We start from the raw sequence: 26,941 nt of genomic DNA on the forward strand, positions 1-26,941 counted from the left end.
GCTGAACGCCTTCGCCATCACGTTCGGTGACCGCTGGCCGGGAGCCGAAACCTACTGATCAACAACGCCGGAAACACCGATCACGGGATAGACCCGCATCCCAGGTCTGGCTAGTACTCCAGCCGGACTTCGTGATGGTCATGGTTCGCGGGTTGATTGTCGCTGGTAGTGGCCTTGTTGGGCGCGGTATTGGTGGCGTCTGCGCCATGTTGAGCAGCGGATCCGGTGTGCGATATCGAGTACCGGTCGGCTGATCAGGGTGGTGAACAGGTGGTGGATTTCGTTGCAGGTCAAGGAGATCCATCCGGCAGTTGCTGGTTCGGGGTTTCGTTCGATGGATGCGACAACGGCGAGGAAGGCGTGGGCGAGCATCGCCATGACCGTCCAGCGGTGCCAGGAGGTCCAGCGTCGGACCTGGTGCTGGTCAAGCCCGGTGAGGCCTTTGCCGGTCTGGAACGACTCCTCGACTGTCCATCTGCGGCCCGCGACCTGAACCAGGATCCGCAGCGGAACGAGTTGAGGTGAGTAGCAGCGGTAGAACGCCAGCTCACCCATGGCGCGGTTGCGGCGGATCAGCAACCACCGGCTTCCGGCCGGCTCGTCGAGGTCGATGTCGGCGAACGCCCAGTCGTAGTAGCGATTCCCTTTTGCCCCAGCGCCGGCGGAGAGGCGTTGCCAGACGTGCTCAGGCAGCCTCGCGGCGACATCGTCAGCGCGCAGCACGCCAGCTGGAGTGCTGACCCGGCGGTCGCAGCCGATGGCGAGAACGTAGCCGACACCGCGCTTTTCCAGGTTCTTGCGCAGGCTGGGGTCGGCTCCGTAAACCTCATCCCCGGCGACCCACTGTGCGCGGACACCGGCGTCGAGAGCGCGCCCGATCATCGTGGTCGCCAGCGCCGGTTTCGTCGCGAACGCGGTGTCTTCAGGGATTCCTGCGCCTGCGCGGCGGCCGGGGTCGGTGGTCCAGGATTTCGGGAGGTAGAGGGCCCGGTCGATGAACGCGTGCCCGGCGTCGGTGGCGTAGGTGAGGTAGACCGCGACCTGAGCGTTCTCGATGCGCCCCGCGGTGCCGGTGTATTGGCGTTGCACCCCGACGGTGTGGACGCCTTTCTTGAGGTCACCGGTTTCGTCGACGACCAGCACGGCGCCGGTGTCGCCGAGGTGTTCGGTGACGTAGTCGCGCAGGTCGTCACGGACCTTGTCCGCGTCCCAGACCGCCTTACGCAGCAGGTGTTGCATGCCATCGGGGGTTGTCCTCACCGACGTGTTCGGACATCGTCCAGCAATTCTTGGCGGGCAAGTCCGACAGGAGCCCCAGCAGCAACGCCCGCGCTCTCCTGCGGGGTTCGACGCGGGTGAACCTGCCGGAGATCCGGCTGAACAACTCCTCGAACATCACACGCCATCGGTCAGGGTTTACGCTAGGGCCCGCGGCCACCAGCCGATCAGGGTTAGTCCACACAACCGACCATGATCAACTGTTGGCCGCACCTGTTTCCAGGCAGCCCACCAGCGACATCACGAAGTCCGGCTGGAGTACTAGGGCTTTGTATGCGGTCCTATAAGCTTTTTCAATTTCCGGTGTCGTCGGAAACTCGGAGTCGGCCATCGGGAGATTTCATTTCCACTCGAGTCGGATGATTACCCTAAGTGGTGCTCGTAGACCGCACGGTCCTTGCCCGGGCCTTTGAAATCAGCGGTGACCCAGATGTCGTTGACCTTGTAGTCGCTCGGTTGGTTGATGAATCCCATGGCTGGCCACGCGGCGTGTGCGGCGGTGTTTTCTGGCTCGGACGTGAGGTAGAGGCGCTTGGCGCCCCACGAGATGGCTTGGTCGCGGACGGCTGTGATCAGGGACTTCGACACGCCCCGTTGTCGGTATGAGGGGTGTGTCATGACATCCTGGATGTAGACGTCGTTCGGGTTGTCTTGGCTGCGGAATGCCATGACGACTCCGGCGAGCGTGTTGTCGATGGTGGCGACGGGGCATGTCGAGGAGAACAGGGTGGCGTAGAGCCAGTAGTCCGAGTATGTGCGTGGCCGCATGTACGGTGCGCCGAGTTCCATCAGGTCGATCACCTGAGGAATGAGTTCCTGGCGAAGTGGCGAGATCTTCATGTGGCTCCTCGGTCGTTCGAGTGGATGAGTTCGGCAATGCGCTGAGCAGCGGTTGCGGGGTCTACCGCGTCGGCGACACTGCGGCCGACGATGAGGATGTCCCAGTCAGGGCTGGTGATGATCGCGTGGTCCGTCGGGCTGAAACCTCCGGATACCGCCACTGGGAGTTGGGGTCAGGACCGCATCCTGTGGGCTGTGGTCAGGGACGTCGTGCTGTCGATGTCGATGTTGGTAGTGATGGCGTCGGCATCCGCGAACGCATCGCCAACGCGACGGCACCTGGCACGACACCGTATTCCTCGAAGGCCGCGGCCCAAATTAATCGTTGTATGTCGCAAGTTGGTTGTGAAGTCCGCGGTCGACACGCGTTCACTCGGGTCGCCTAGCGAGCCAGCCGCGGCGTGCCCGCTGCCCCGGCTTCTCAAGGGGTCATGTGGCGGAAACGCTGCTGCGAAAGACGGTACGCCTGATAGCCGACAGCGATAAGACGCGACATGCGTGGTGCTGACGGTGACATAGATGTTTCAGAAAGTAACTGAAATTCTTTTGTCGAATATTCACCAACAGTGATAGTTCTTATAAAGGTATTGCCGGACGGCATCATCCATCTCTGCTTATCGGAGAGATGCTGAAAGCATCCTGGGGCCCGCTGTCACATGATGGTGACTCTGGTCGTGCCAGTGATGGTCCTGATGGTCATGGCGTTGCTCGTTGCGTCTAGGCATTTACCGGATTAACTGGAAGGCCCTGGAGGTGGCCTGTAATAAGGCGAGCGCATCGCCGCATAATTTTATCGGTCGTTGATCATGGACTCCTCACTCTGGAGGGCACATCGTTAGTGAGTCGATGTTCTCTATGGATGGAGGAGTCATGTCGAGGCGATCCGGTGGACGAGTGTTTAAGCGGTGCGGGTGCGTTAACCAGGCTGATGGTCGGCGATGGGGCTTGCGTTGTCCGAGGCTGAGCGAGCGGGGCCATGGCCGGTGGTATTTCACGATTGAGTTGACGGCGGGTCGAGATGGTCAGCGGCGCCGGTTGCAGCGCGGCGGCTTTGCGTCGCGAGCCGCGGCGGAACGTGCGCGGGGGTTCTGGCTGGGTGATGACGTGGATCCTGGACGGGCGTTGGTGACGGTGGGCCAGTGGCTGGATGTGTGGCTCGCAACCAGAAACACGCTGCGGCCGTCGACACGGCGGCTCTATGGACAGTTGATCCGGGACTATCTGCAGCCGCGGCTGGGTGGGCTCGTGATGTCCGAACTGAGTATTGGGAAGGTGCAAGGTGCGTTCACCGCGTTGTTACGGGCCAATGCGTTGCGGTCGCGCCCGTTGTCGCCGACCACGTTGCAGCGGGTTCGTGAGGTGTTGCGAGCTGCGCTCAACGGCGCGATCCGGCGTGGATTGATCACGAGCAACCCGGCGCGATGGGCGGAGTTGCCCTCGGCGCGTCGCCCACGGGCGGTGGTATGGACCGAGGCCCGGGTCGAGCTGTGGCGCCGGACCGGGGAACGTCCTGCTGTCGCGGTATGGACGGCCGAGCAGACCGCGATGTTCCTCGAGCAGGTCCGCGATCATCAGCTGTACCCGCTCTATCACGTGGCAGCCCTACTGGGATTGCGCCGCGGGGAGGCAGTCGGTCTGCGGTGGTGTGATGTCGATCTGGCGAACCGGACGCTGTCGGTGGTGCGGCAGCTCGTCGAACGTGATGGCCGCGGTGTCTGCCTGCCGAAGACCGATGCCAGCTGTCGGACCGTCGCGTTGGATCGGGGAACGACCGCCCTGCTGCGCCGGCTCGCCCGGCAGGACCCGAGTGGCGATTGGGTCTTCTCTCATGACGGGGGCCGGTCGTGGAGCCCGAGCTACGTCTCACGCACCTTTCGGGTCCTGGTTAGTGAGGCCGGCCTGCCACCGATCAGGTTCCATGACCTGCGGCACGGCGCGGCCACGCTGTCGCTCGCGGCGGGTAATGAGCTGCGGGTGGTGCAGTCACTTCTAGGGCATTCCAGCATCGTGCTTACCGCCGACACCTACACCAGTGTCCTGCCCTGCCTGGCGCAGCAGGCGGCGGATGCGACAGCGGCCCTCGTCCGGCGCGCGGGATACCAGCGTGGCGCCAAGATCAACAAGGTAGTGGTGCCCCGACAGCGCAGCGGGTCATCGCGGGCACGGCTGGTGGCGGTCGGTAATTGAATCGGGGTGACACGTCGGCTGCACCTGGGCTGCACAGACGATCAAAGCCCACCGACGGCATCCGGAATTCCGGGAAGAACCGTTGGTGGGCTTTGATCTCTTACTGTGCGCCATCAGGGACTCGAACCCCGAACCCGCTGGTTAAGAGTCGGCTCCTGGGTGTGTCGGATGGTGTCGAGTGATGGCGGACAAGACCTTTTCGTCTGGTCGCGAGGCATCCGCTGTGTCGGGGTGTGTCGCCTGGTGTCGGACTGTTTCGGAACTCTCGGGCGCGTCTCGGGCTCGCGGATGTCGGGTTCTGCCGCCTAGCTCAACCGTCTTGGAGAGCCGCATTGCCAGGTGGTGTGCGATGACGGAGGGGGAGCGGCGCGATCCGGTTGTGTCGGTTGTGAGCCACGATAGTGAGGCCGTGGTCGGGCTGACGTTCCTGCTCGGGTTCGGTAATGTGTCCGCGCCCGCCCTCCGGCTCGGTGTTCCGGTGTGGGTCGCGCCCGCGGTGGACCTGATGGTCGTGGTGCGTTGCTCGTCGCGAACTACCGTTTGTCGGCGCCAGCTTCCGCAGCAACGACGGGAAGGGATGGCGGTGCTTGCGCGGTTGGTCATGCGGAGCAGCGGGGCGAATTCGGCGACGATCGTCCGGAAGATCGACTCGTCGAGCAGGTGCCCGTTCCAGATGCTGACCATCGTTGGGAGCCCCGACTGGCTCTACTCTGTAGCGAGGCTGAGGAGCAGGAGGCAGCCGAACAAGATGAGGGTGGCGAGCTGACAACTGTCGAACACCACCGCTCATCCTCCGCTCGATTGATTGATTATCCTTTGCCAAGACGGCTGCTGTAGCACCGAGTCGGCGGCAGTTTCAGACGCTATGGGTTGTACCGGTGCGTGTGGACTACTCGACGTCGAGGGATCGCTATAGGCTGACATGATGAGCGCTCCGGTCACCGACTACGACGTCGCCGTCTCCTTCGCTGGTGAACATCGTGCCTACGTCGAAGCGGTCGTTGAAGCTGCCAAAGCACTCGGCCTCCGGGTCTTCTACGACCGAGACATGACGAACGAACTCTGGGGTCAGAACTTCGTCACCGCCTTCCGGAAGGCCTATTCGTCGCAGACCCGCTTCTTCGTGCCGTTCATCTCGGCGGAGTACTTTGCCAAGCCATACCCGCGTGACGAGTTCTCCTATGCCATATTGAGGGCCGTCGAGCAGGGCGATGGCTACATCCTGCCCGTTCTGATGGACGACAGCGAGATCCCGGCAGAACTCCTGAACCCGCACATCGGGTACCTACGGGCTTCCGATTGCACTCCCGAGCGGCTCGCCGAGCAGCTGCGGATCAAGGTAGGGCAAGCCCAAGCCGTGGGACAGGAGCCGCACGACGTCGGCCAGGTAGTGAAAGAAGCCCTGCAGGTTCGGCTGCCGAAGGTACAGCCCGAGACCTTCAGTAAGTTCCAAGAGCTTCAAAACGTCTACGAGTATCTAGCGACCAGTCTCCGAGATGCTGGCGGTCAGCTCGCCAAATCGGGTTTTCCTACGTCGGTGCGGCGAACCGATGAGCGGATCACACTACGCGTCGAACGCTCGGGAAGCACCGTCTACGCTCTCGACATCTTGTTTGGAAGAGGGCTTGGCCGTGATGACCAACTGACGTTTAGCTTTAACGGCGGCAGCGGTTACAACGCCTGGCTAGTGGCGGTCTACAACATAGAAACACAGCGTCCGGCAGTGAAAGTGTTCGACCTGTCGCTACTCTCGACCTTCGGTGGATCTGATGAGGTCATGCCAAAAGAAGAATTCTTTCAGAAGTTATAGGATCGAATCGTCGAGACCGTCGAGCGTCAAGTTCGATAGTGAGACTACTTTGTTGAAGGTCTGGATGAGGGGTTGACCGCGCAGGCATCAAAGCGCACGAGACAGCGTTGCGCAGGCCGGCGACTTAAGCAGCGTCCGGTTCGGTAGCCTGTCGCCCCGAGCGAGGAACTCTCCGCATCCATCGTAGAACTCACCCAGGTCGCCGTCGACACCGTCTTCGGTGCGCTCTGCGAAACGGTACTGAGCCGCTCGTCAAATAGTGGTTGCCGCACCATCTTTCTGAGATATCCCAGTTGGAGGCCGGTGGCGACACTTTAGTGCTGCCGGTTAGCGGTTCAATCTGGCGATCGATGCTCGCGCTTGCTGTGGGCGAGCACAGCCGCACAAAGTAGGTTAACGATGCGTGGCGAATAGACGGGTGCGGCCCAGCGCGTTGATCAGGTACCGGTCCGTTAGCGGTGACAAGGCGGATCTGGCCCGGTTGTGCTTGGTTGCCGACACGTCGCTCCTGCGGGATGTCCTGTGGTGCAGGCAGCCACTATGGTGAGACGCGTTTCCGCGGTGGCACACTCGAGACCTACCGCAGTACCGGCGCCAGGCCTATCGGTGCATGGATGGGGGAGGACTTTTGGATTCTGATCGCGGCTCTCCGCGACTACGTCGACAGTTGAGCAAAGACTTCAGTGATCTCATCGACGACGTGGTCGGTTCTGCGGATCTGCAAGATGTATTCCGTCAGCGGCAATGGCCGCAGTCGACCATCACGCAATTGAAGATCAACTTGCTGAAGGACGACGACTTCCTCCGCCGACTGACCGCCAGCTACGCTGCGGTGATCGATCGCGTCACCGGTCTGGATGAACACGACAACATCGAACCGCAGGTTACCGCCAACGACGTGGCCGAGCTGTTGAGCGCGCGGCGGCTGCTGCGGTTGCTGGCGTTGTTTGCCCTGATCGTCGTACCGGCGTTAGTTGTGCCGCAACTGGTACTACCGGACTCGCCGGTGCTGCAGCTGATCGGCAGCCTCACCGTGGGTACGACTATGTACTTTTTCCCGGCGATCGACGACGCGGTGTCCGATTCGTTGCCGGAAACGATCCGCTTGCGGCGGGCGTGGGGACGGCAGCGATGGCGGCTGAGGTGGGGTTTTACACGGCTGCGTTGGGACTGGAAGACAACTATCCGTAACGAGGTTGTCCTGCCCGAGGTTCTTGGTCGCGTCAACGCCGGCGCGCATCGGGTGTTCAGCCATGATTTGCGTTTCCATCGCGTCCGCTCATATGGGTGGGATCCGGTGGCGCCGTTTCTGATTCTGACGAAAGCGGTGCGGCAACTGGGACAGGAGATGCGGCGGGGCACCCGTGGTGCGGTGGCTCTAGCGGGTCGGCGCGGGGTGGGTAAGACGACCTTGCTGGAGGCGCTACGGGCGGGAACGTTGCCCGGAGTGGATACCGAGAACCGCCTGTGCGTGATGGCCTCGGCACCCGCACGGTACGAGCTGCGGGAGTTCGTGCTGCACCTGAACACCATGGTTTGCCGCGCGGTGCTGGCCCATCTAGGGAACCCTCGTGTGACTACTACTGCAACCGCCGCGATTGCCGCGGCAGACCGATGGGACCACCATCTGAGCGCAGCTTGGCGGCGTTTCACGTGGCGGCGCGCGGCCCGGCGTCTGATCCGCGCCACCGGCTTCTTGACGCTTGCCGTCGCGGTCGCCTCGCTGCTCATGCCTCGCGACCTGGCCACGCTGCCCGCGACGTTCGGCACCGATGTCACGAGGCTGTTCGACGGCCGGTTCCTTGTAGAAGATCTAGGCTCCGCTGCGCAGGCTCGCGCTCTCGCCGCCCACGTCGTCTTGGCCGGGGGCGCCGTGGTCGCCGCTGGCTATCTCGTCGCGCTGGTCGGAATGCCGTTACGGCGGCTGCCGTTGTCAGTGCTTCGCCGGCTCATCCGGTACGCCGATCGGCTGGCAACATGGTGGCACACCAGTGCACTGGGACAGGCGTGGCGAGTAGGCCACGAGCGGGCCGCGCCATTGCTGCCGCGCCGATGGCGTCCGCGGGTGCTGCCTGCATTGGATACGCGCAGCCGAGCGACCCTGACCGGGATCGAGCAGGGCCGTCGGCTGCACCAGCTGGAGCAGCCCCTACAGGCACTGGCGCTTCTGGCCACCGAGCAGTTGCGCCGCATCCGGTTTCTGCAAACCCACACTAGCGGCTGGTCCGGCAAGCTCGACGGCCCGAAAACGCTGGGTCTGACGATGACACGCTCGCTCGCGCAGGCCGAGCAGCCCTGGACGCAACCGGAGGTCGTTGAGCAGTTGCGTGAATTCCTGGATCGGGCTGCCACAGCGTTGATCCGCGCCGGGCAGATCAGCGGTATCACGATCGCGATCGATGAGCTAGACAAGTTTGCTGACCCGGCTCAGGCACACGAATTTGTTAACGAGATCAAAACGGTCTTCGGCGTGGAGAACTGCTTGTTCGTGGTGTCGGTTTCCGATGACGCTCTTGCAGCGTTCGAGCGCCGCGGCATCCCGGTGCGTGACGCCCTCGACAGCGCGTTTACCACAATGATCGCCGTCGCGCCGTTCAGCCTCGAGGAATCCTGCGGCTGGCTGGATCGCCACGTCGTGGGTCTGCCCACCCCGTATGCGTGCCTATGCTACTGCCTATCCGCTGGGATACCTCGGGAATTGGATCGGGCCAAGGCCACCCTGATCGACCTCGAGGATGAGCACGACACCACCGTCGACCGGTTCGACGACGATCCCGAAACGACTACCCCCCATGGTTACTGCCAGCTCGGCGACGTCACCCGCACGATTATCGCCGCGGACGTCGCAGCAAAGCTGTCAGCGTTCACCCACGCCGCAAGCCAGTTGCCCTCCAGTGCTGCTGTCGCCGAGGTGATCGTCGCTCTCAACACCGTCGCCGCGCTCACCGACCCGCGCACCGCTGATCTGCAGCGTCGACTCGACCTATTCGCCACCACACTGCACGAACAAGCCGACACTTGCCACGACGACGATCTGGCCCGGGTGTGCCATGAAGCTGCAGCCTATGCCACCTTGAGTGCCGCTATCGTGGAGATCTTCACTGAAGCCCTGACCGAGACGACCCTGCAGCGCCTAAGCACCGGCCCCGATTCCGCACTCGCAACCCTGGCAAAGGCTCGCCGCGCACTGGCGGTGGAGCCTCGACTGACATGGTCGTTGGTCACCCAGGTCCGCCAGCAGCTGGGCGGTATTCAGACGGGCACGTCGGCCCCGCCCAAGCCGCCCACCCGCTGAACGGCCGACGACCGCGAAACCAGCTAACGCGGCGTAGGAGCGCGCACGTGAACAGGGGCACGAGCGTCAGGTCGATGACGTCGGGCCCTCGTCGACCAGCTGCGGCGCAGCGAGCATCATGTCGGCGAGGCGTCGGGCGCAGTATCGAGGAGGTGGCTGAGGTTGACGTCGACGACGGTCGGCATGCGCTGCCCGGGTTCGGCGGGCCCGGTCGAGCGACAGTGCCTGCCGAGGCGGCTCGACGATCGGTGGCCGGACGACACGGTTGCGCCGCCGTGCCCGTTTATGCGGCGTCGAGGTCGGGCCACAGGACGGCTTGTAGCAGGAGCGATGGTCATTTGAGTGCCCGTCGTCGAGCCAGCAAGATTGCCAAAGTGCAGGCGCCAGTGGTCGGCCAGCCGACAGCGAGGGCGAACACGAGCACGACAGCAGCAACCACCACGATCAGGACGAGCATCCTACGAAAGCGCCGCGGGTCGCCGAGGCTTCGGTAGAGCAAGTCCTTCCAAGACTGGACTTCGCGAGTCGTTCTGGTCATGACTGCGTCCCGTGTGGCTCTCCGTCGAATAGCTCGGAAATCGTGGCGCGATGGAGCTCCAACCGCAGCGTGGCGTCGCGCAATTGTACGTCGACGATGTCATCTGTAATGGTTCTGGCGGTAGCGTCGGCGATGCCGATGGCCTCATGTGTGAGCGCTCGTGCGACGTCGGCGGCAGGAACTGCGCCGAAGCCGCTCCAGCGTAAGACCCAATCGTTGCCCCTGCCCCACAGATGGCTGAATGTATAGCCACCGTTGTCTTGGTCGCGGTCGGCTAGATCATCGTGGAGGAGGCGGCTGACCGCCCAACCCTCACTGCTGTTCCAGCAGGTAATGCGCGCGACGAGCCCGGCAAGCAGCGCCTTGGCGTCCTCGTGCATCGGCGGAACGGCCTCTATCATGCTGCGTTCCTGGGTGCCGATCGCCAGTGCGCGTTGCATTCGGCGCCAGTGTGTGGGGATGAACCAAGGAGGCGTGCGCTGTCGAGGGTTCGCGTAGTCGAAGTACCGGAATCGCAGGAGCGCACCCGTCGGCATGTGCCGGAGTACGAGCGCCTCGCCGTTCCCCTCGATCGTGACCGGGCGGAGGCCCGGAATGCCATGGGTTGAGTCCTCTTTGTCTGCAAGGCACTGTAGGAGATGATCGCCTATGTAGGTGAGAATGCTGAGGTCGTTGTACTGAGCGGAGATGAGGATGGGGTTGGACAGCAGTCGCGATACCCCTGAACTGATAAACGGTCCGGCCTTCGCGTCGAGCTGAAGCTGTGGTGGGACTGGTGGCGAATTGAGAAGGAAAAGCGCAAGAAACGCGCGGAATCGACGTTGCTCATCGGTGCATTCATCGAACCCGAAGCGCTTCCGACGATCTACTTGATGCTGACGGGGGATTGCGCGAGCCGCCAGCGCGTGCGGCTCTTCGGTGTAGGCACTGCGCTGGACACCGAGTTGGCGGCGGTGGGCGTTTCCTCGCATGGCGCGTCTCCCTGCTGCCCAGACTCAGCATTTGACACGCGTCAGATCCCTGACAGCTGCCTCAACCAGATATACAAGGCGGGTGCCCCACACCCTCTCGCCGCCAGCGGGATTGTCTGGGGATCCCACCGCAGCCCCGGCCCCTTGCTGGCCGAGTTCCTGCGAATTATACATGACTATGACTACGGCGAGCATGGAACATCGTTCAGGTGGCTAAGCGCTGACAGTGGCTGTTCCGGTTGACCTGCTACGGTTGAGAACCATCCCCAAAGGGTGGAGCGGGCAGGCGTGCAGGTTCGCAGGACACGGGCATAAGCGGGATTCCGGCATCCCAAGCCAGTCGTGTCAAGGGTGTGGAGCACCCACGGTACGTGTTGACGTTGGTAGCTGTGGAACGTGACCAAGCGGGCCGGAACGCGGAATGGATCACGCATGCCTTCATCGAGGCGACGCAAAGCAGGTGCGATCAGGCGATCGTTCACCGGCGAAGACGGGATGAGCGCCGCCGCCGGAGTTGGACGAGGCGACCTGGGCTTCGATCGCTGCACTGACAACCAGCGGCGCTTTCGTGCGATGCTCGCATTACACCTGTTCAACGAAGACTTCGCCGACGCGCCCTTCACGGAGTACCGGCTACATAGCGGCCGGACCTTCCTTTCCTACAGCATGACCGTCTCACCACGGTTCGACACCCTGGTCTGCATTGTTCCCGGAGCACCCAGAAACGCCGTCGGACGGCTGCTAGTCCCGCCTCCCCTGGTCGAGGAGGGACTCGGCATCGCCGGGCTGCGCGTGGAGGCGGCAGTAGACGCCAGTGTCTACCATCTGCTTCACCTCCCGACGGGCGGTCGAATGGTCGTGACTCGGCAGCCGACGTTTCTCAAGGCAGCAGAGATCGGTCGCACACAACCACATCACCGACGCGATGGCGCTGGCCGCTTCGCCAGCGCCGACAGCCCGATTACACCAGCCGAACACGAGGCGGTTAGTCGGGTCCCAACGATGGCCCTCGGGATCGAGCGAATGCTCGCCGCGATCGTCGCTCGCCTCGATGTGCGCGATCCGAATCGTGGGTGGGCCATGGGATCGTGGTGGTACGACCCACTGGTAAGGCCATTACTGCGTGAGGCCCAACGAGAGGGACGACGTAGCTTGTGGGGTGAAGGAACGGATTGGGAGCTTCGATGGTTCGGTCATCCGCGCATCGATGACGTCATCGCATGTCTGACCTCGCCGATGCTGGGACTTCCCTGGGCCACCGCGACACGGATATCTGAGTCGGCATGGGCCATCCACGGTGATGGTTGCCGCCTGACACTGACGCACGGAACTACATGACTGTTCTTCGCCGTGGCGTTACTTGAAAGCAGCAAGTAGACAGGGAGGATTCGGGCGAACTGCGGCCAGGCGGAGTGGCCAGACCCAGGCTAGGCTGGTGGCCAGCAGGGAACGACGGCTATCGGGCGTCTTGCGGTGGGTCGTGCAGCGTGATGGGTGTAGTGCGTCGGGACTGGTGCGGTGCTTGGTGCGGCGTGCGGTGGTTCTCGACGACCGGGCGGCCGCGTGCGCGTGGCCACCCCTCGCTGTCTCTTGCTGGACAAGGTGTCGCTGTCGGGCAAGGAGATCGAACTCGCTTTGACCGTCTCGGTCCAATCGCCGCTGGGCATTTCGTGCGGCGTTAAGAAGGGAGTAATGCTCAACTCGGTCCAAAGTCGCCTGAGTACGGCTTGTTCGACCTGGTACGCGTCGACGTAGTGAGTGAACGTGGACTGTGTGAATGCCTTCCATCTTCGCTTCAGGTGTCGGGGCAACCGGACTGATCCAGGGCTTATTACCCCGATTTTGTGAGCGCGGAACTCGTCGTGACTGACCAGGTACAGTAGGACATCAACGAGCGTCATCCGCAATCCGGTACGCCGAGAGTCGTCGTGAGCTAGCACGGCGATGTTGGTCGGAGCGAGGGCATCGTTGTTGCGTCCTTCTCCTCCGGCGCCATGGCTGTGGTACTTATGAGGCTGCAGCGGTGCGGAGGAGGGCGTGGCGTGGCGAAGGACAGCGTGCATAACCACGTCAGTGGGGCGGTTGCGGGCAACGTGGTGCAGGCCCACCACATCGGTGTGGTCAACGTGGGCGGCCGAGATGTCGCCACCTTCAACGTCGACGACTATCTTCACGCGGTTCGGCGTGCGGCGGAGGACCATCCTGTGGTATCCCGTGCTGGGCTGTCGGCGGAGACCGTCCCGCTCAGCGCGGTGTATGTCGACCAGGATTTGATCAACCGGCTTAGCGGAAGGCCTGTCACTTGGCAGGGCGCACTCGCTGCGAGTGATCACATGATCGTCGTCGGCAGCCCGGGCGGCGGAAAGTCGAGTTTGCTCCGACGGGTCGCCGCCGTATTGGCGAAGCGCCAATACGGCGAGGCTTCGCCTGACTGTGTGCCGGTTCCCATTCACGCGCGGATGTTCCGTTCTGGGATCCCACTCGCGGAGGCGATCAGAGACGGTGTGGTTGCTGCATTAGGTTCGTTTTTGTTGACGAACCCCGCGTCCGATACCTTTGCCAAGGCCGCGCCGGACGGCAGGCCTTGGCTAATTCTGGTGGATGGGTTAGACGAGGTCGCTGGAGTCGACGAGTCACGTGCGGCCCTTGAGGCGATCACTGAGGGAGCGCGGCACCCGTTTCTCAGGTTCGTCGTGGCGACCAGGCCGATGCAGGAGGCTGATCTCCGTGCAGTGAGGAACACGTTTCCGATCTATGAGCTCAGGCCTTTTGACATTCCTACGCTCGGACGGTTCGCTCGCGGCTGGCTCGAACGGCGCGGCATAGCGAACGCGCTCGAGGTGAGCGCTAATGTGGCCGCGCATGTTCGCCGCAACAACTTCCTGGATTGGCTGGTTCAGCCCTTGGCTGCGACCATGCTCTGCGACTTGTTGATCCGTGATCCAGACCAACGGCTGCCTGAGCGGTTGTCCGACTTCTACGAGCAATATGTGCGTAAGCTCTTCGTCGGTCGCGCGTACACGAATGCCGAAAGAAAGACTAACCGTGACATTATTCAGCTACTCGAAAGGGTTGCGAGTGAGCGGCAATTCCGAAACCCGGAGCAGTCAGTACTTCAAGTGGCGATAGGCTTCGTCCGCAATACGAGGCTTGAGTCTACGGCGGTCGATCCCGATGTGCGTGCTCGCGAATTGCATGATGTCTTGTGCCGGACCGGCCTGGTCGTCTCGGCTGATGGAGACGTGAAGTTTGCACACGCCACCTTCGAAGAGTATCTCGCGGCTCGGTACGTCGCTGGTCGGCTGACAGGTCAGTCCGCCAAGGATCAGTGGCATACGGTGGACCGTGTCTTCGATTCGCTTGCTGCCAGCTACGGAATAAACTATTACGAGAGTGGCATCTCGCAAGCCTTCCGCTATTCGCAGATTCCCGTTTTCTTGGTCGATATGTGGTCGACGAGGGGCAAGGACGCTGACGCCCTTCTTGAGCATATGGTGAGGTATGCGCCCGAGTGTAGTTGCTGGCTGGTGGACCGCCTGCGGGCAGCGGGGGTGTCAGTCGGGACAAAGGCTACGGCCGCGCTGGCCGCGATCACCGAACACGCGGAGATGGACCAGGATAATCGGTGGGGTGCGGCGATCACGCTGCGGAATCTCGGGCACTCAGAGGGGATCGCTCGTCTGCTGGCGATGAGCTTTGACGTCGATCTGCCGGACTCAATGCGTATCAGGGCGATCGTGAGTTGCAGAGGCTCAGGTTCCGCCGCGTCCGCGGCGATCTGTTTTCTCAGCAGTCGCAGCGACTTTCCTGAGTGGGAGTACCCCTACAGTGCGATTGATGCTGCGGAGGCGCTACCTGTTGTTGAAGACGAGGAGATGCCTGCTGGCCTGGCGCTCGTGCTTGGCAACAGACACCTACCGGACGAGGTGCGGCTGCACGCGGGATGCGTTGCGGTCGTGCTTGAGGGGGATGGCGCCTACCGCAGGCTCGTAAAGCAGCGGTTTCGAGATGGGCTGTGCGCCTTGCTGGGAGATGAAGCCGCCCGTGGCGTTTCGGAGGCGCGGTCCGTGCTGTGGCGGATGGTTGATGACCCGGACTTGTCTGGCGGACGTCGCTGGGATGCTGCCGATGAGCTGGCGGTACTCGATGACGACGACGGAGCCGCAGCCTTCCGCGCCCTGGCCAGTGATCTAGAGCTCGACGATGACCATCGGAATCGAGCTGCGCAAATGGTGGCTGACTTGCTGAGGTGAATCGGCCTCCGCGAGGACCAGCAGGACTCATTGTGCTCGACCCGCTGCCGAGCGCTTTCCATGACGAGCCTATTTCGCAGGGGCGACGTCGGGTTGCTGGGCGGAACGCCTACGCTGCCGCAGTGATCGAGCGAGGGGCAGGACGCTAGTGGGTAATCTTCGGGCATGAGTCTCCCGGCAGACAGTAACGATTACTGCTGACCTGGTCACTTGACCATTCGGGGCAGTGAGCTGTGTGTTCTGCTCGTGAAGCGGAGGAATGAGCCGTTCCGAGGCCGCATGGCGTTCCTGTGTGGTGACGAGTCGCTGGAGCAAACTGCGGCACGTGATTTGCTCGAGGAGACGGGTCTCGATGCCGAGGCGTTGAAGCTGCAGCAGGTGGGTGTGTACTCCGCGCCGGATCGGGATCGGCGGCGTCCACGGGTGGTTACTTGCGCTTACCTTGCGATCGCCCCGAACCTGCCGGTGCCGGTCGCAGGGTCAGACGCACGAGCCGCCTCCGTGAGAGGATTCAGGCACGGCGGGAGGAGGGCTCGTGTCGGAGGAAGTACGCCCCGTGGCGGCGGCCAACCTGATTTCCGGGGACATCGCGGGAACCGCGGTCCAAGCCGGCAGCATTACGGGCGGCGTGCACCTCCACATCACCGCTGCACCCCAGTCGGGCACGAATCGTACCGTCGACCCGCCCACCGAGTGGGCGGACCTGCCCGAGCTTCCGCCGAAGATCAAATCCCTGCTGCGGGCGCAGATCCAGGCCGCTGAGGAGATGCCGTACCGGCTCCCCGGCGCGCGCCGGCCCTCGCTCTCGACCGTTTATGTCCGCCAAGACGTGACCAGCGGGACCGAGGCCCAGCCAGCCGAGCAAGGGCGCCCGCTGCCCGTACTCGACAGCCGCGGCCAGCTGATCGACCCGCCCCACCCACCGGTCACCCGGCTCGCGGTGCGCCCGCCGTCCCGCAGCATGCGCGAGGCCCTCGACGAGGACGACCACCTGCTGGTCACCGGTGGTCCCGGTCAGGGCAAGTCCACCCTCTCGCTGCGGCTGACCGCCGACGTGGCCCGCTGCTGGCAGACCACCGACGACAGCCCGCCGCCGCTCCAGGAGATCGTGGTCCCGTTGCGGCTGACCGCCCGGGAACTCGCCGCCCGGCTGGACCTGCCGTTCTTCGAGGCGCTCGCCGAAACCATCCGAGGCGAGTACGGCGCGCTGCTCGCCGCCACGATCCAGCCGGACGACCTGGGCGAGCGGGTCGGCGGGTGCCGGTGGCTGCTGCTCGTCGACGGTCTCGACGAGGTCGCCGACACAGTCCAGCGGGATCGCCTGGTCTCCGTGCTCTCCACATGGGCGTCGGATTCGCCGGATTATCGCGTCGTCCTCACGACCCGGCCGATCGAAGGGGCGACGCTCGCGCCGTTCCAGCGCATTGGGTCCGCGCGCTACGAGCTGCTGCCCTTCGACGAGCACGCGCTGCGCCGGTTCGCCGAACACTGGTTCTCCGACAGTCCGGGCGCGGCGGCGAAATTCCTCCGCCAGCTCAGGAAGGCTCATCTCGACGAGCTGGTCCGGGTCCCGCTGCTGGCCACGATCGCGGCGATCATCTTCGAGCAGTTCGACGACCGGCCGTTGCCCGACAACCAGTACGAGCTCTACGAGGCCTACCTCGGTTACCTGCGCTCTGCCCACTCGGTCCCGGCAGGTCTGCCCGATGAGCACTGCGGCCGCCTCCTGGAGCACCTCGGCCGCGTTCGGCTCGAAGAAGACACGTCCCTGACCACTGCCGCCTGCCACTGGGCGGCCGAGCGTCTCCCTGAGCTGTGCCGGATGACCGGCTGGCGGGAAAAGCTGGTCACCTACCTTGCGGCCGTCGGCCCGTTCGTCTGGCGCGCCGGCGACCTCTGGTTCCTCCACCACAGCTTCGCCGAACACCTCGCCGCGACCGCGAAGGCCCGCCTGCTGCCGCCCGGATTCGATCCGGGGCACGCGGATTTCGTCGAGCTGCTGCACGTGGCGCGGCCCGAGGACCGCGGCCGGTACGCCCGGCGCGTCCTGCTGCACCACACCCGCCTCCATCCAACCGAAGCCGACGCCCTGCTGAGCCATCTTCATGCGGGCGGACCCGACCAGCACCTGCTCGCCGCCCGTCTGCTGGCCTGGCACATCCCTGCCGACGCCGAGGCCTTCGTTGCCACAGCCCACGCCTGGGCCATGACCACCCAGTACCCCGGCCGCGAAATCCTTTCCCAGGTCAGCCGGGCCACGCACCACCCCGGGCTGCTCGGCTGGCTGCTGGACCTCATGCGCGACGACGAGGCCCCTTGGCCGTCCCGGGCCGAGGCCGCCATCGCCCTGGCCACGCGGCTCAACACCGACGCCCGCCCGGAGGCACTCGAGGTGCTGCGGGCGGTCGTCCACGACGCGGAGATCACCGTGCGGCCCAGGCTCGACGCCGCCGAAGCACTGTCCGAATGCGGTGCCGACGAGCGGGAATCCGCCATCCACGGGTTACGGTCGATCCTCACCACGCCGAGCGCGACCGCCACCCAGTACAGCGATGCCGCCGTCGTGCTCGCGGGCCTCGGCCCCGAAGCACGCGCCGAAGCCGTCGACGCCTTGACCTGGCTTTTGGAAGACCAGGACGCCCCCGACTGGGACCTCGTGGAGGCCGCGGTCGGCCTGGTGGAGATCGGTTCCGAGTTCCATGAGCGCTGCGCCGCCGTGTTCCGCACGGTTCTGTCCCGGCGTTCGTGGTCGGTCGACGGCGTCGAGGAGGCCGCGTTGGGCCTGGCGTCACTGGGGCCGGACCAGCTCGCGGAGGCGGCGGCCGCGCTCGAACGCCGGATCACCGATCACCGCTTGGACCTCAGTGATCGGCTCCAGGCCGGCCGTGTCCTCGTCCGGCTGGGACCGCAATACCGGGTCCGGGCGGGCGAATTGGTGCTCGGGCTGGCACTCAACCCGGTGTACAGTGGGTTCGACAGAGCCAGTATCGCGAACGCGCTCATTGGCTGCGGACCGGAGTTCCACGACCCCGCGATGGCGCTGCTGCGGTCCGTACTCGAAATGCCGATCACCGACATCGGCGGCCTGCAAATGACCGGACGGACGCTCACCGGTCTCGGCCCCGGACACCGGGCTGAGGCCGCGAACGCGTTCCTTCACCTGACCGGACATCCGCTCGCGAACACTCTTTCCCACATCAACGCCCTCGGCGGCCTGGCCGCCCTTGGAGAGCCGTACCGGGCACCCGCGCTCAGCGAACTCCAGGCGACGATGATCGATCGAGCAGCGGATCCCGAAGCGCGCTTCACGGCCGCTTCCGAGATTTCCAGGCTCGGTCCTGAATTCCACGGCCCTGCGATTGAGCAGCTCGAAGAACTCACGTCACCCTCACACAACCCCGGAGTCCGCGGCCAGGCTTGGCGGCTACTCAGCAACCTCAGCCCACGGCTCGCGCAGCGGGCTTATTCCGCATTGTCCGAGCTGCTCGCGGAGGATGGATGGGAGGCACATCGCACGGACATCACGTTCTACCGGGCCGACACCGTTCAGCCGGACGACACCGCCGAAACCCTTCTGCGAATACTCCGCGATACCACGCGAAGCGGCCGGCACCGCTGTGACGCCGCGCGTGTGATGCGGTACCTCGGGCGACGCTACCATTCACGCGCGGCTCAAGGCATCGTAGAAATGCTGCGCGACGGTGTCGTTCCCGAGGCCAAAATAAGCTCTGTGGTCGCGTGGTTCAGCGGCTCAAGTGCGCGCCTTCGCCGCGATCTCACCGATATCCTCCGATCGACCGTGTTATGCCCGCGCAACCACGCGCGTCTTGTTTGCGAAGCGGCGAAGGCGATTGCGAGGCTGGACGCTCCAAACGATATCGAGATACTTGATACGCTCACGGTGATCTCCGCCGACACCTCGGTGGACGCCGACACCCGATGCGCCGCCGCCCTGCTCCGGGCCCAGCACGAGCCGGAGCGACTGCCCGATGCCGCCGCGCTCGTGCTCAAGCTGTATCCCACGATGGCCACTGACCGGTGGGTCCGGGAGCTCGCCGAGTACGGTGCCGATGTCGCGGCCCCCGTGCGTGCGCTTGTGGCGGATCCGCTTGTGTCCGTGCACATTCGACAGCGGTCGGCCGCTCTCCTCTCGGAGCTGCGCCCCGACTTGTCCGCCGAGGCGGCCAGCGAACTCAGGGCGCAGGCCACCGACGAGTTCCTGGCCTTCAGCCACCGCAGCGATGCGATGATACGACTTGTCGAAGCGGATCCGGGAACGCTTCCTCAAGCGATCGCCTTCCATCGAGCGGTCATGAGCGACGAGCACGAGTACGTCCAGCATCGCTGCGAAGCCGCCTATGAGCTGGCCCGGCTCGACCACACCGCCGCCGCGGAAGCACGCGAAACGTTGCTCGAGCTGGCCGCGACCACCGAGCTGACGCCGGGTGAACGCGGTGTGGCTTTGAGCTGGCTCGGTTCCGTCAGTCCTGCGGACACGACGACGACACGATTGCGGCTGGCTCTGGCGTATGACCCGGCCGCTCCCGGCAGTACGCGGACGCGGGTGGCCCGTGACCTGCCTGGCAAACAGCGGCGCGAGGTCGAACACGCCATCGTGGCGGATCGCTTGGTCTCCGCCGACGACTGGCCGGGCGCCGTGACCGAATGGGACGACATAGCGCTGGCAGGCACTGCTGGGCGCGAGTTCCGGGATCTGCTCGCCGGGCCCGAAACGACGGTGCCGCAACGCATCGAGGCGGCCGTGGCGCTGAGCGGGATCTCGCCACGGTTTGTACCGGAGGCGGTCGCCATTCTGAGTGAGCTGAGCCGAGGCCGCACCGCTACGGACAAGGCTCGGCGAGAGCTGGTGTGGCTGGACCGGACATGGCACGAACGCGTGCTGGCCGAAGCCCGCGCCGTTCTTGCCGACGGCACCCGGCCTGGACGGGAACGGGCCAGGGCCGGGCTTGCCGCTGTCTCGATGACTTCCGAGCCACTTGCCGAGGTCCATGCCCAGTTGGCGGTGCTACTGGAGGACGACCGCATCGCCAAGCGACTCCGGCTCGGCATCCTGTTCGAGCTGGAACGCCTCGATGACCTCCGGGTGATCAGGGACGATTTGCGTGAAACGCCGATGATCCGGCGCCAGGCGGCACACTTGTTGTGCGGCTACACCAGTGAAGACCGCGCTGCCGCCGCACAAGTTTTCCGAGCCATCTCAGACGACCCGTTCTGCCATCCGACGTTGCGGTGGTGGGCCGCCGATGACCTCGCGGAATGCGGCAGCCGCGGCCACGCGCTCGGCACGGAGGCGTTGCGGGCGCTGATGACGGACGATTCGCTGCCCGTCATCGGGCGCCGGGACACGGCCCGCGCTCTGGGCCACAAGCGCCCGGACTTACGCGGCGAGGCGCTGAGCGTGTTGCGAAGCCTCAGGAACGGCGGGAACCCGTTCGCCCGCATTCAGATCCTTCAGGCAATAGGTGCCTTCGAACCCACGGAAGGTGCGCTCGGGCTGGGAGAACTGGCTCAGGACCACAGAATCAATCCGCTGGCTCGGCTCCGTGCCGCGGGAGCCGCCGCGGAATCCCACCGCGACCATCGCGAGGCGGCCGCCATCGTGGTCCGGGAGATCGCGCACGACGAGCGCGTGCCGCGCCACATCCGCGTCAAGGCCGCGCGACTGCTCACCGCCTTGAGCGAAATTTGTCGCCCCGAGGCCCGACAACTGCTGGAAACGATATGCCACTAGCCCATTCGACGCATGCGGCGGCGAGTGCGTTCGTTCGGTGTGCCGGAGGATGCGTCCAGTGCACTCGGCCCGCGACGGTGGACTTTCCGCCACCGCCGGTGCCGTCCACCACAGCTCCTACCGGATGCTCCGCGTCCGGTAGGAGCGCGTTCAGTACGGTCAGTTGCTCATCTATGCCAATGCAATCGCGTAGACCTGCGGCAACTGCCGCGGTGCCGGAAGGGCTCGTGCCTCGACGGTGACTGAACAACGTGCTGGATGCTGCATGTCTGGACCACGAAGTCAGCCACGCTGCCGCTGATCGCGTTCCCCACGCTCTGGCTGCCAGTCACGTCACGCAGTTTCCCGCGATCACCGGCAGCGCGACCCAATACTCCTACGTCACTCCCGATGGAGCTCTGCGAACCAGGCAGCACCCGGCCACCCCGTGGCCAGCCGCTGAGCGACCGGCCATGAGGCTCCCGCAGGCTGCCGGCCGGTGTCAGAACTTGATTCCCCCTTGGATGTCCCGGGCTTGCACCACGTTGCCACTGACCTGCCCGGAGACCTGATTGGTCACACCGTCGGACTCGGCGTGCTGCTCGACCGTGGCCCGTTCCCATTCCTGCCGTAACTGCTCACCAAATACTGGGTCGGCAGCCTGCGTCTTCTCCAGTGTGGCGGCGAGTTCGCGCACCTCCACGGAATCCTCCGCGGCGCCTTCCGCAGCGTCGAGTACCGCAGACGCATCGGGGTCGTCGGCGAACTTGGCTTTGAGCAGCTGGTACAGCCCGGCTACAGCGCGGCCTGCGGCGGCAGCGGCGATGGATACAAGTACAGGCTCAGGCATAGAAGTCCCTCCATGGTGCGCTGGCAGCGCCTCGGTTCTCTGGTGAGCATAAAGGCAAAGTCCTGGCGCACAGACCACCCACGCAATGCCGGCAGTACTGTCTCCAACGCTCCCCGGTGACGACGGGGTGCTGGGCTGACGGAGCCGAACTGAACCAAGGTGTCCCTGAGATCGCACTGGCCTGCTCGATCCGATCTCAGCGGGGCCCGGTTTGGTCTGCGACCGACACAAAGCTAGCGGCGCTGGAGGGCGAAGGCCGACGCATCCAACCCGCGCGCAGGTGGCTAGCTGATCACCGTCCGCTGCGTCGACACGGTCCTCGGTAGCGCCGGGATCACCACCGCGCTGACCGGTGTCCGGATGCCTCGCATGAACGCGATCACCGAACGCTAGTGAAGACACCGGGCGCGGAACTGCTGGACCGGCCCATCACTTCGTTGAGATGTCCTTCGTGAATGTGTCACGAAGTTCCTGAACCTTTTTCTCGACGCTCTCGAAGTTCTGATAGGACGCGGCGATCTCGTCAAGGTCAGCTTGAGCGCGTGCTGGATTCCCGTCGTTGAGTGCCCACTCGGCCCGGAGTAGAAGAGCCTGCATCTTCTGCTCGATGGCGATGTCCGCGGTACCAAGGATTCTGTTGATGTCGTCGTACGCCTCAGTGCTCTTAGCTCGTCTTCGCATCGCGACGGCGCGGCGGATCAAAGCGATGTAGCGTCTGTCGTAGCTCGTTCCAGGAAGTTCCAGTACCGACGACCGGTCGGCGATCGCGCCGTCGAGATCTCCCCGTGTATCGAGGATGTCCGCCCGGTTGTTCAGCGCACAGGCACGAACTTCGGCCGGCGCGGACGGGGATCCGATGATCGTGCTGAAATCCGCAGTGGCGAGATCTTCACATTGCAGAGTGCAGAGCGTGATGCCCCTGTTGTTCAGAAGCGAGTAGTATTCAGGCCACGTGGGGGCGCAATCGGCGAGTGCCGCGGAGTAGAGATCACGGGCACGTAGTGCATCGTCTTCCAGCCGGACCAGGTTGGCGAGCTTGAAGCGCGCAGTCGTGATCAAGCGGCACCGCACCTCGATAAGACCTTCCTCGATGGCAGCATCCAGCCGATCGAAGATCCGCCGGATGACCGGGTGATCACTGCGTCCCAGCAGCTGCATGACGGACACGGCCAGATCGATATCCGACAATGCTGACTCCCCGTCTCCGCTTGCCTCCAGCAAGTCGAGCAGCCGTACATGGTCGGCATGATCGGCAACGACCCGTTCCACGAAGCCACGGTATGCATCGGGCCATTTCCTTGCGGCATAACCGACCATGCGGGCCGATGCGAGCGCGACGGTGGGCTCCGCACCGAACCGGTCGAGCACGAAGAGCTCACCGATGATATCCGGCCGGACCCCATCGACGAGATCGTCGACCGTCACGGACGAGCCGAGACGTTGGAAGACTCCGGGAAGCAGGTCCGTGAGCGTGTCGGGTAAGGGGTGTAAGGACTCATAGTCGGTAACCGTCAAGCCACCCAGCGTCGTCGCCAGAAAACGCAGGTTGTGCGCGAGCATGGCAGACTGAGGTATCGCGACTTGTGACTCGAGCCATGCGGTGCTCCGGGCGACGATACGCCGTAGTGAGTTGTCCCGGCTGGGTCGTTCTTCGCTCGGACTGAGCCGGTCGATCGTGGATACCTGCACAAACAGCGGCCGCAGGGCGGGATCCATGGCTTCGGCGCGGTCCACGACCTGCTCGATCTGACCTGTGGTGAGCGGTGCTGCGGCCAACCGCGCGATCATATTCTTGACCAGTGCGCGCGCATTCGGTCGGTCCAGGCCCGACATCGGGCGGGGCTCCGCGTACATTGCCGCAGTGACCCCGCACGACTCCTCCAACCGATTTACCCGCCGGGTGACTGACCACCACTCGCCTGAGGTGTCTCGCTCGAGGATCAGCACCCGCACCGGGAACACTTGGTGCTGTCGGCTCAGCAAGGCTAGAGCGTCGGACAGCCACCTGCTTCGCTGCGCTGCGTAGTCGATCACCAAGAGGGTTGGACGCTGAGCCTGGAAGTGGCCGAACTCGTCCTGATCCGTTTCTCTGAGAAACCCCGCGTGCCACTCTATGGTCAACGCGTACCGGCAAAGTTCGACGGCAAGCCGGCTCTTGCCGATACCAGCGGGCCCAGTCCACACCCACCACGAGAATGACCATTCGACGGTTAAGAAGCGTTTCAGCTCCGCCAATTCAGCTGTCCGCCCTACGCAGTCGACGGCGGTGTTCGCGAAAGAAAGCAAGGACTCCGGAGTGTCCAGCGCCGGAATCGCTAGGTCGAGACTCCCGTCCCCCGCTCCTCCCATGAACAGGTTCTCGATGGAGCCGGCCTGGACCACGTTATGTGCGACGCCAGATACGACGTTGCTCGTCGACGTTCGCGGCGAGAGCCGAGCTCTTCGCCACCGCCGCAGTCTGTCAAACACCATGAGATTCTGCCTCAGCCGCGGTCCTAGCGGGGTCGGGAGGTTGGTTTGAACTGGTCAGGGCAGCAGCGAAAGTTTCCTGTCGACGCGGAGCCGAAGATTGCCAGGGCGCGGCGGGAGTTGCATGCACTGATCAGCGTGCCGTTCGACGGGTGTTTCTGGCCGTTCCCTGTGGGACGATCCGCGATGACGACTCCTACCGAGCGCCTGTCGGACTCGGACGGAGTGCCGAAGTGCTCGGTGAACCTGCGGGGTTCGTCGTGCCTGGCTGTTGATCTCGTTCAGCGGCGGAAGGGGCGTCGTGGGTCGCGTGGTTCCATGTTGATGAAGCATTCGAACCAGGCTTGAGGTCGGTAGTCGCCGATGCCGAGGTCTCGGTTTTGGTCGGTGTCGGGGTCTTCGATGCCGTCGAGTTGTTTGCTGAACAGGGCGAGTATGTCTGTGTCTTGGAACAGTGTGTCGGTGAGCATGTCCCAGTCGTGGTCGTCGTCGTGTTCGGGCAGATTTGCATAGCGTTCGGTGAGGCCGGCCCAGTCGTCGTCGACGGCGGATTCGGCTGAGCGGAGGATGAGGTGCATCGCCATCTCTTCGGCTGGGCAGTGTGGTTCGGGCCAGTTTCCGGCAGCCAGGTCGCCGCTGAGGTCGTCGAAGGAGCGTGCGGCTTGTCGGCGCCAGATGGCGTTCTGTCGCCAGGTGATCCGCGGGAATTCGTCAAACACTGACCAGAAGCCGGCGTCGTCGACCGGCTCATCGCCATGTTCCAGGACATCGTCGTAGGCCTGATCGGCTAGGACCCCGGCCGCTGTCCACAGGGCTGCCGCTGTTCGAGGTGTCACCTGGAAACCGCTGCAGCGATCGCAGGTGTCGGTGCCGCAGGTGCAGAGGGGGAAGAGTTCGACGAAGGGCGGCCATGCGGACAGGGGTACACCGTCTTCGTCGATCTCGACTACGGATTCTGTGGCTTCGACGAACTCGATCCCGGATCGATCATCGATCACGCCGCCCGCGTCGACGAACCATTGCGCGGCCGCAACGACGTTGCCGCGGATGTGGTCCTGTTCTTCTTGCCGGACCTGCTCGACGCTGAGGCTGCTGCCGGGGAGGACGGAGAACTGTGCTGTTTCGATGTCGGCGAGAGCAGCTTCTTCGAGCGCGTTCTCGTCGGTGATCTCGACGATCGCTTCGACCGTCACCTTGATTCTGCGGCTGCGTCCCTGGGCGCGGGTCATTCGTCCAGGCTATCTCGCGGACGGGTTGTGGTGGTCGAGGACGCGGAGGCGCACGCTTGGGGGTGATCTAGAAGGAGGTCGTGATGAGGCGAGCAGCGGTGTACAAGAGGTGCGGTTGCAAGACACGAGAGGAAGTCGGCGGCGGGCGGTGTCCTCGGTTGGCTGAGCGGGGTCACGGGAGTTGGTATTTCTCGCTGGAGTTGCCGTGTGGCCGGGACGGTCGTCGGCATCGGGTGCGTCGTGGTGGCTTCCGGTCCCGTGCGGCCGCGGTGCAAGCACGGGCGTATCTGCTGGGGGCCGATGTGCTTCCGGGGCGGAGCGCGGTGACGGTGGGGCAGTGGTTGGACATTTGGCTGGAGATGCGGCAGACCCTGAGTTTCAACACTCGTCGGCTCTATACCCAGCAGGTGAACGACTATCTGAAGCCGTACCTCGGGAGTGTGCCCTTGCGGTCGTTGACGGTGGCGCGAGTCCAAGCGATGTTCGTCGCGTTCGCCCGGGCGAACGCGAAACGACAACGGCCGCTGTCGCCGGCGACATTCGTGCGGATCAGGGGCACGCTTCATGCGGCGTTGAACGGCGCGATCCGGGTGGGATTGATCGAGCGGAATCCGGCGCACCTGGTGGAGCTACCGTCAGGACGGCGCCCACGGGCGGTGGTGTGGACTGATGCACGGGTCGCGCACTGGCGTGCTACCGGCGAACGTCCGCCGGTAGCGGTGTGGACAGCCCGGCAGACGGCCGAGTTTCTGGCGCACGTGCGTGGCCATCCGATGTACGCGTTGTACCTGGCGGTCGCGCTGCTCGGATTGCGGCGTGGCGAGGCGACCGGGTTGCGCTGGTGCGATCTCGACTTGGACGGCGAGGTCGTGCAGATCTCTCACCAGGTCCAGGACCGTAACGGCCACACCGTCGTGTGTCCGCCGAAGACCGAGTCGAGCGTGCGGACGCTGGCGTTGGATCACGTACTGATCGCCACGCTGCGGACACTCCAGGCAGAGCGGCGAGACCACGTGACCGAACCGATCGGGTTCCTGTTCACCAATCGGCACGGCGGACCGCTCAGTCCCGGCTATGTGAGCCACACCTTCACCCGGCTGGTCGCCGAGGCAGGATTACCGCCGATCCGGTTGCACGACCTGCGGCACGGCGCGGCCAGCCTGTCGCTGGCCGCGGGCAACGACCTCAAAGTCGTGCAGGCCATGCTCGGACACTCCAGCATCGTGCTCACCGCCGACACCTACACCAGCGTCCTGCCCTGCCTGGCGCACAGCGCCGCGGAAGCAACGGCAGAGCTGGTACTGGAAGCAGCCCGTAAAGCTGCGACCTCACTGCGAGGCCAAACAGGTAAGAAAGGCGCCCGGCGACGAAAAGGAGGCCGGAGCCGAGGCAAGAAGGCCAAGAAATAAAGGGCTGGCTGGTACGGTCTCATTCGGCCCCACGCCGGTCCCACCCAAGATCAAAGCCCGCCGGCAAGATTCTCTTGTGGA

14 protein-coding genes and 2 pseudogenes are annotated in these 26,941 nt (G+C 64.3%); 9 read left to right on the forward strand and 7 right to left on the reverse strand.

Annotated elements, in window-relative coordinates; translation table 11 throughout:
- Positions 1-138: 138 nt before the first annotated feature.
- The 3 genes and pseudogenes from ACZ6DT_RS30230 to ACZ6DT_RS30240 all read right to left on the reverse strand — a co-directional run bounded on the left by ACZ6DT_RS30230 (position 139) and on the right by ACZ6DT_RS30240 (position 2,118).
- Positions 139-1,396: pseudogene (locus ACZ6DT_RS30230) on the reverse strand (IS701 family transposase).
- Between the two features lie 78 nt (positions 1,397-1,474).
- Positions 1,475-1,609: a hypothetical protein gene (locus tag ACZ6DT_RS30235; RefSeq protein WP_465601736.1), complete on the reverse strand. Its 135-nt coding sequence runs from the start codon at positions 1,607-1,609 to the stop codon at positions 1,475-1,477.
- Positions 1,610-1,641: 32 nt separating this feature from the next.
- Positions 1,642-2,118: a GNAT family N-acetyltransferase gene (locus ACZ6DT_RS30240; protein ID WP_465601739.1), complete on the reverse strand. Its 477-nt coding sequence runs from the start codon at positions 2,116-2,118 to the stop codon at positions 1,642-1,644.
- Between the two features lie 1,104 nt (positions 2,119-3,222).
- On the opposite strand from ACZ6DT_RS30240, the gene ACZ6DT_RS30245 reads away from it, so the two are divergent.
- From ACZ6DT_RS30245 to ACZ6DT_RS30260, 4 genes are all read left to right on the forward strand, one after another.
- Entirely contained in the window at positions 3,223-4,305 is a 1,083-nt protein-coding gene (locus tag ACZ6DT_RS30245; RefSeq protein WP_465601742.1) for a tyrosine-type recombinase/integrase, read from the forward strand.
- Positions 4,306-4,654: 349 nt separating this feature from the next.
- On the forward strand, positions 4,655-5,071 hold the full coding sequence (locus tag ACZ6DT_RS30250) for a hypothetical protein (protein WP_465601745.1): 417 nt from the start codon (positions 4,655-4,657) through the stop codon (positions 5,069-5,071).
- 159 nt (positions 5,072-5,230) lie between these two features.
- Positions 5,231-6,115 (forward strand): TIR domain-containing protein, encoded by an 885-nt coding sequence (locus ACZ6DT_RS30255; RefSeq protein WP_465601748.1) that lies wholly within the window; start codon positions 5,231-5,233, stop codon positions 6,113-6,115.
- Positions 6,116-6,782: 667 nt separating this feature from the next.
- A complete protein-coding gene (locus ACZ6DT_RS30260; protein ID WP_465601751.1) occupies positions 6,783-9,410 on the forward strand; it encodes a hypothetical protein in 2,628 nt (875 codons plus the stop codon).
- Positions 9,411-9,944: 534 nt separating this feature from the next.
- Here ACZ6DT_RS30260 and ACZ6DT_RS30265 read toward each other — a convergent pair.
- Positions 9,945-10,919: a hypothetical protein gene (locus tag ACZ6DT_RS30265; RefSeq protein ID WP_465601753.1), complete on the reverse strand. Its 975-nt coding sequence runs from the start codon at positions 10,917-10,919 to the stop codon at positions 9,945-9,947.
- A 432-nt stretch (positions 10,920-11,351) separates the two neighbouring features.
- On the opposite strand from ACZ6DT_RS30265, the gene ACZ6DT_RS30270 reads away from it, so the two are divergent.
- The 4 genes and pseudogenes from ACZ6DT_RS30270 to ACZ6DT_RS30285 all read left to right on the forward strand — a co-directional run bounded on the left by ACZ6DT_RS30270 (position 11,352) and on the right by ACZ6DT_RS30285 (position 20,924).
- A complete protein-coding gene (locus ACZ6DT_RS30270; protein ID WP_465601756.1) occupies positions 11,352-12,257 on the forward strand; it encodes a hypothetical protein in 906 nt (301 codons plus the stop codon).
- 704 nt (positions 12,258-12,961) lie between these two features.
- Positions 12,962-15,172 (forward strand): NACHT domain-containing protein, encoded by a 2,211-nt coding sequence (locus ACZ6DT_RS30275; protein ID WP_465601759.1) that lies wholly within the window; start codon positions 12,962-12,964, stop codon positions 15,170-15,172.
- A gap of 279 nt (positions 15,173-15,451) precedes the next feature.
- A pseudogene (locus ACZ6DT_RS30280) lies at positions 15,452-15,571 on the forward strand (NUDIX hydrolase); the annotation flags it as partial.
- Positions 15,572-15,707: 136 nt separating this feature from the next.
- Complete coding sequence (locus ACZ6DT_RS30285; RefSeq protein ID WP_465601762.1) at positions 15,708-20,924, forward strand: NACHT domain-containing protein; 5,217 nt, start codon at positions 15,708-15,710, stop codon at positions 20,922-20,924.
- Between the two features lie 481 nt (positions 20,925-21,405).
- Here ACZ6DT_RS30285 and ACZ6DT_RS30290 read toward each other — a convergent pair whose 3' ends face one another.
- The 3 genes from ACZ6DT_RS30290 to ACZ6DT_RS30300 all read right to left on the reverse strand — a co-directional run bounded on the left by ACZ6DT_RS30290 (position 21,406) and on the right by ACZ6DT_RS30300 (position 25,451).
- The gene (locus tag ACZ6DT_RS30290; protein ID WP_465601765.1) at positions 21,406-21,753 is read right to left on the reverse strand and encodes a hypothetical protein; all 348 of its coding nucleotides are present in this window, start codon (positions 21,751-21,753) and stop codon (positions 21,406-21,408) included.
- 429 nt (positions 21,754-22,182) lie between these two features.
- The gene (locus ACZ6DT_RS30295; RefSeq protein WP_465601768.1) at positions 22,183-24,135 is read right to left on the reverse strand and encodes a hypothetical protein; all 1,953 of its coding nucleotides are present in this window, start codon (positions 24,133-24,135) and stop codon (positions 22,183-22,185) included.
- Positions 24,136-24,503: 368 nt separating this feature from the next.
- Entirely contained in the window at positions 24,504-25,451 is a 948-nt protein-coding gene (locus ACZ6DT_RS30300; RefSeq protein ID WP_465601771.1) for a hypothetical protein, read from the reverse strand.
- A 323-nt stretch (positions 25,452-25,774) separates the two neighbouring features.
- On the opposite strand from ACZ6DT_RS30300, the gene ACZ6DT_RS30305 reads away from it, so the two are divergent.
- Positions 25,775-26,860, forward strand: a complete 1,086-nt coding sequence (locus ACZ6DT_RS30305; RefSeq protein ID WP_465601774.1) for a tyrosine-type recombinase/integrase — start codon at positions 25,775-25,777, stop codon at positions 26,858-26,860.
- Positions 26,861-26,941: the final 81 nt, after the last annotated feature.

The sequence above is a fragment of the Amycolatopsis sp. NPDC041971 genome, assembly GCF_055588925.1.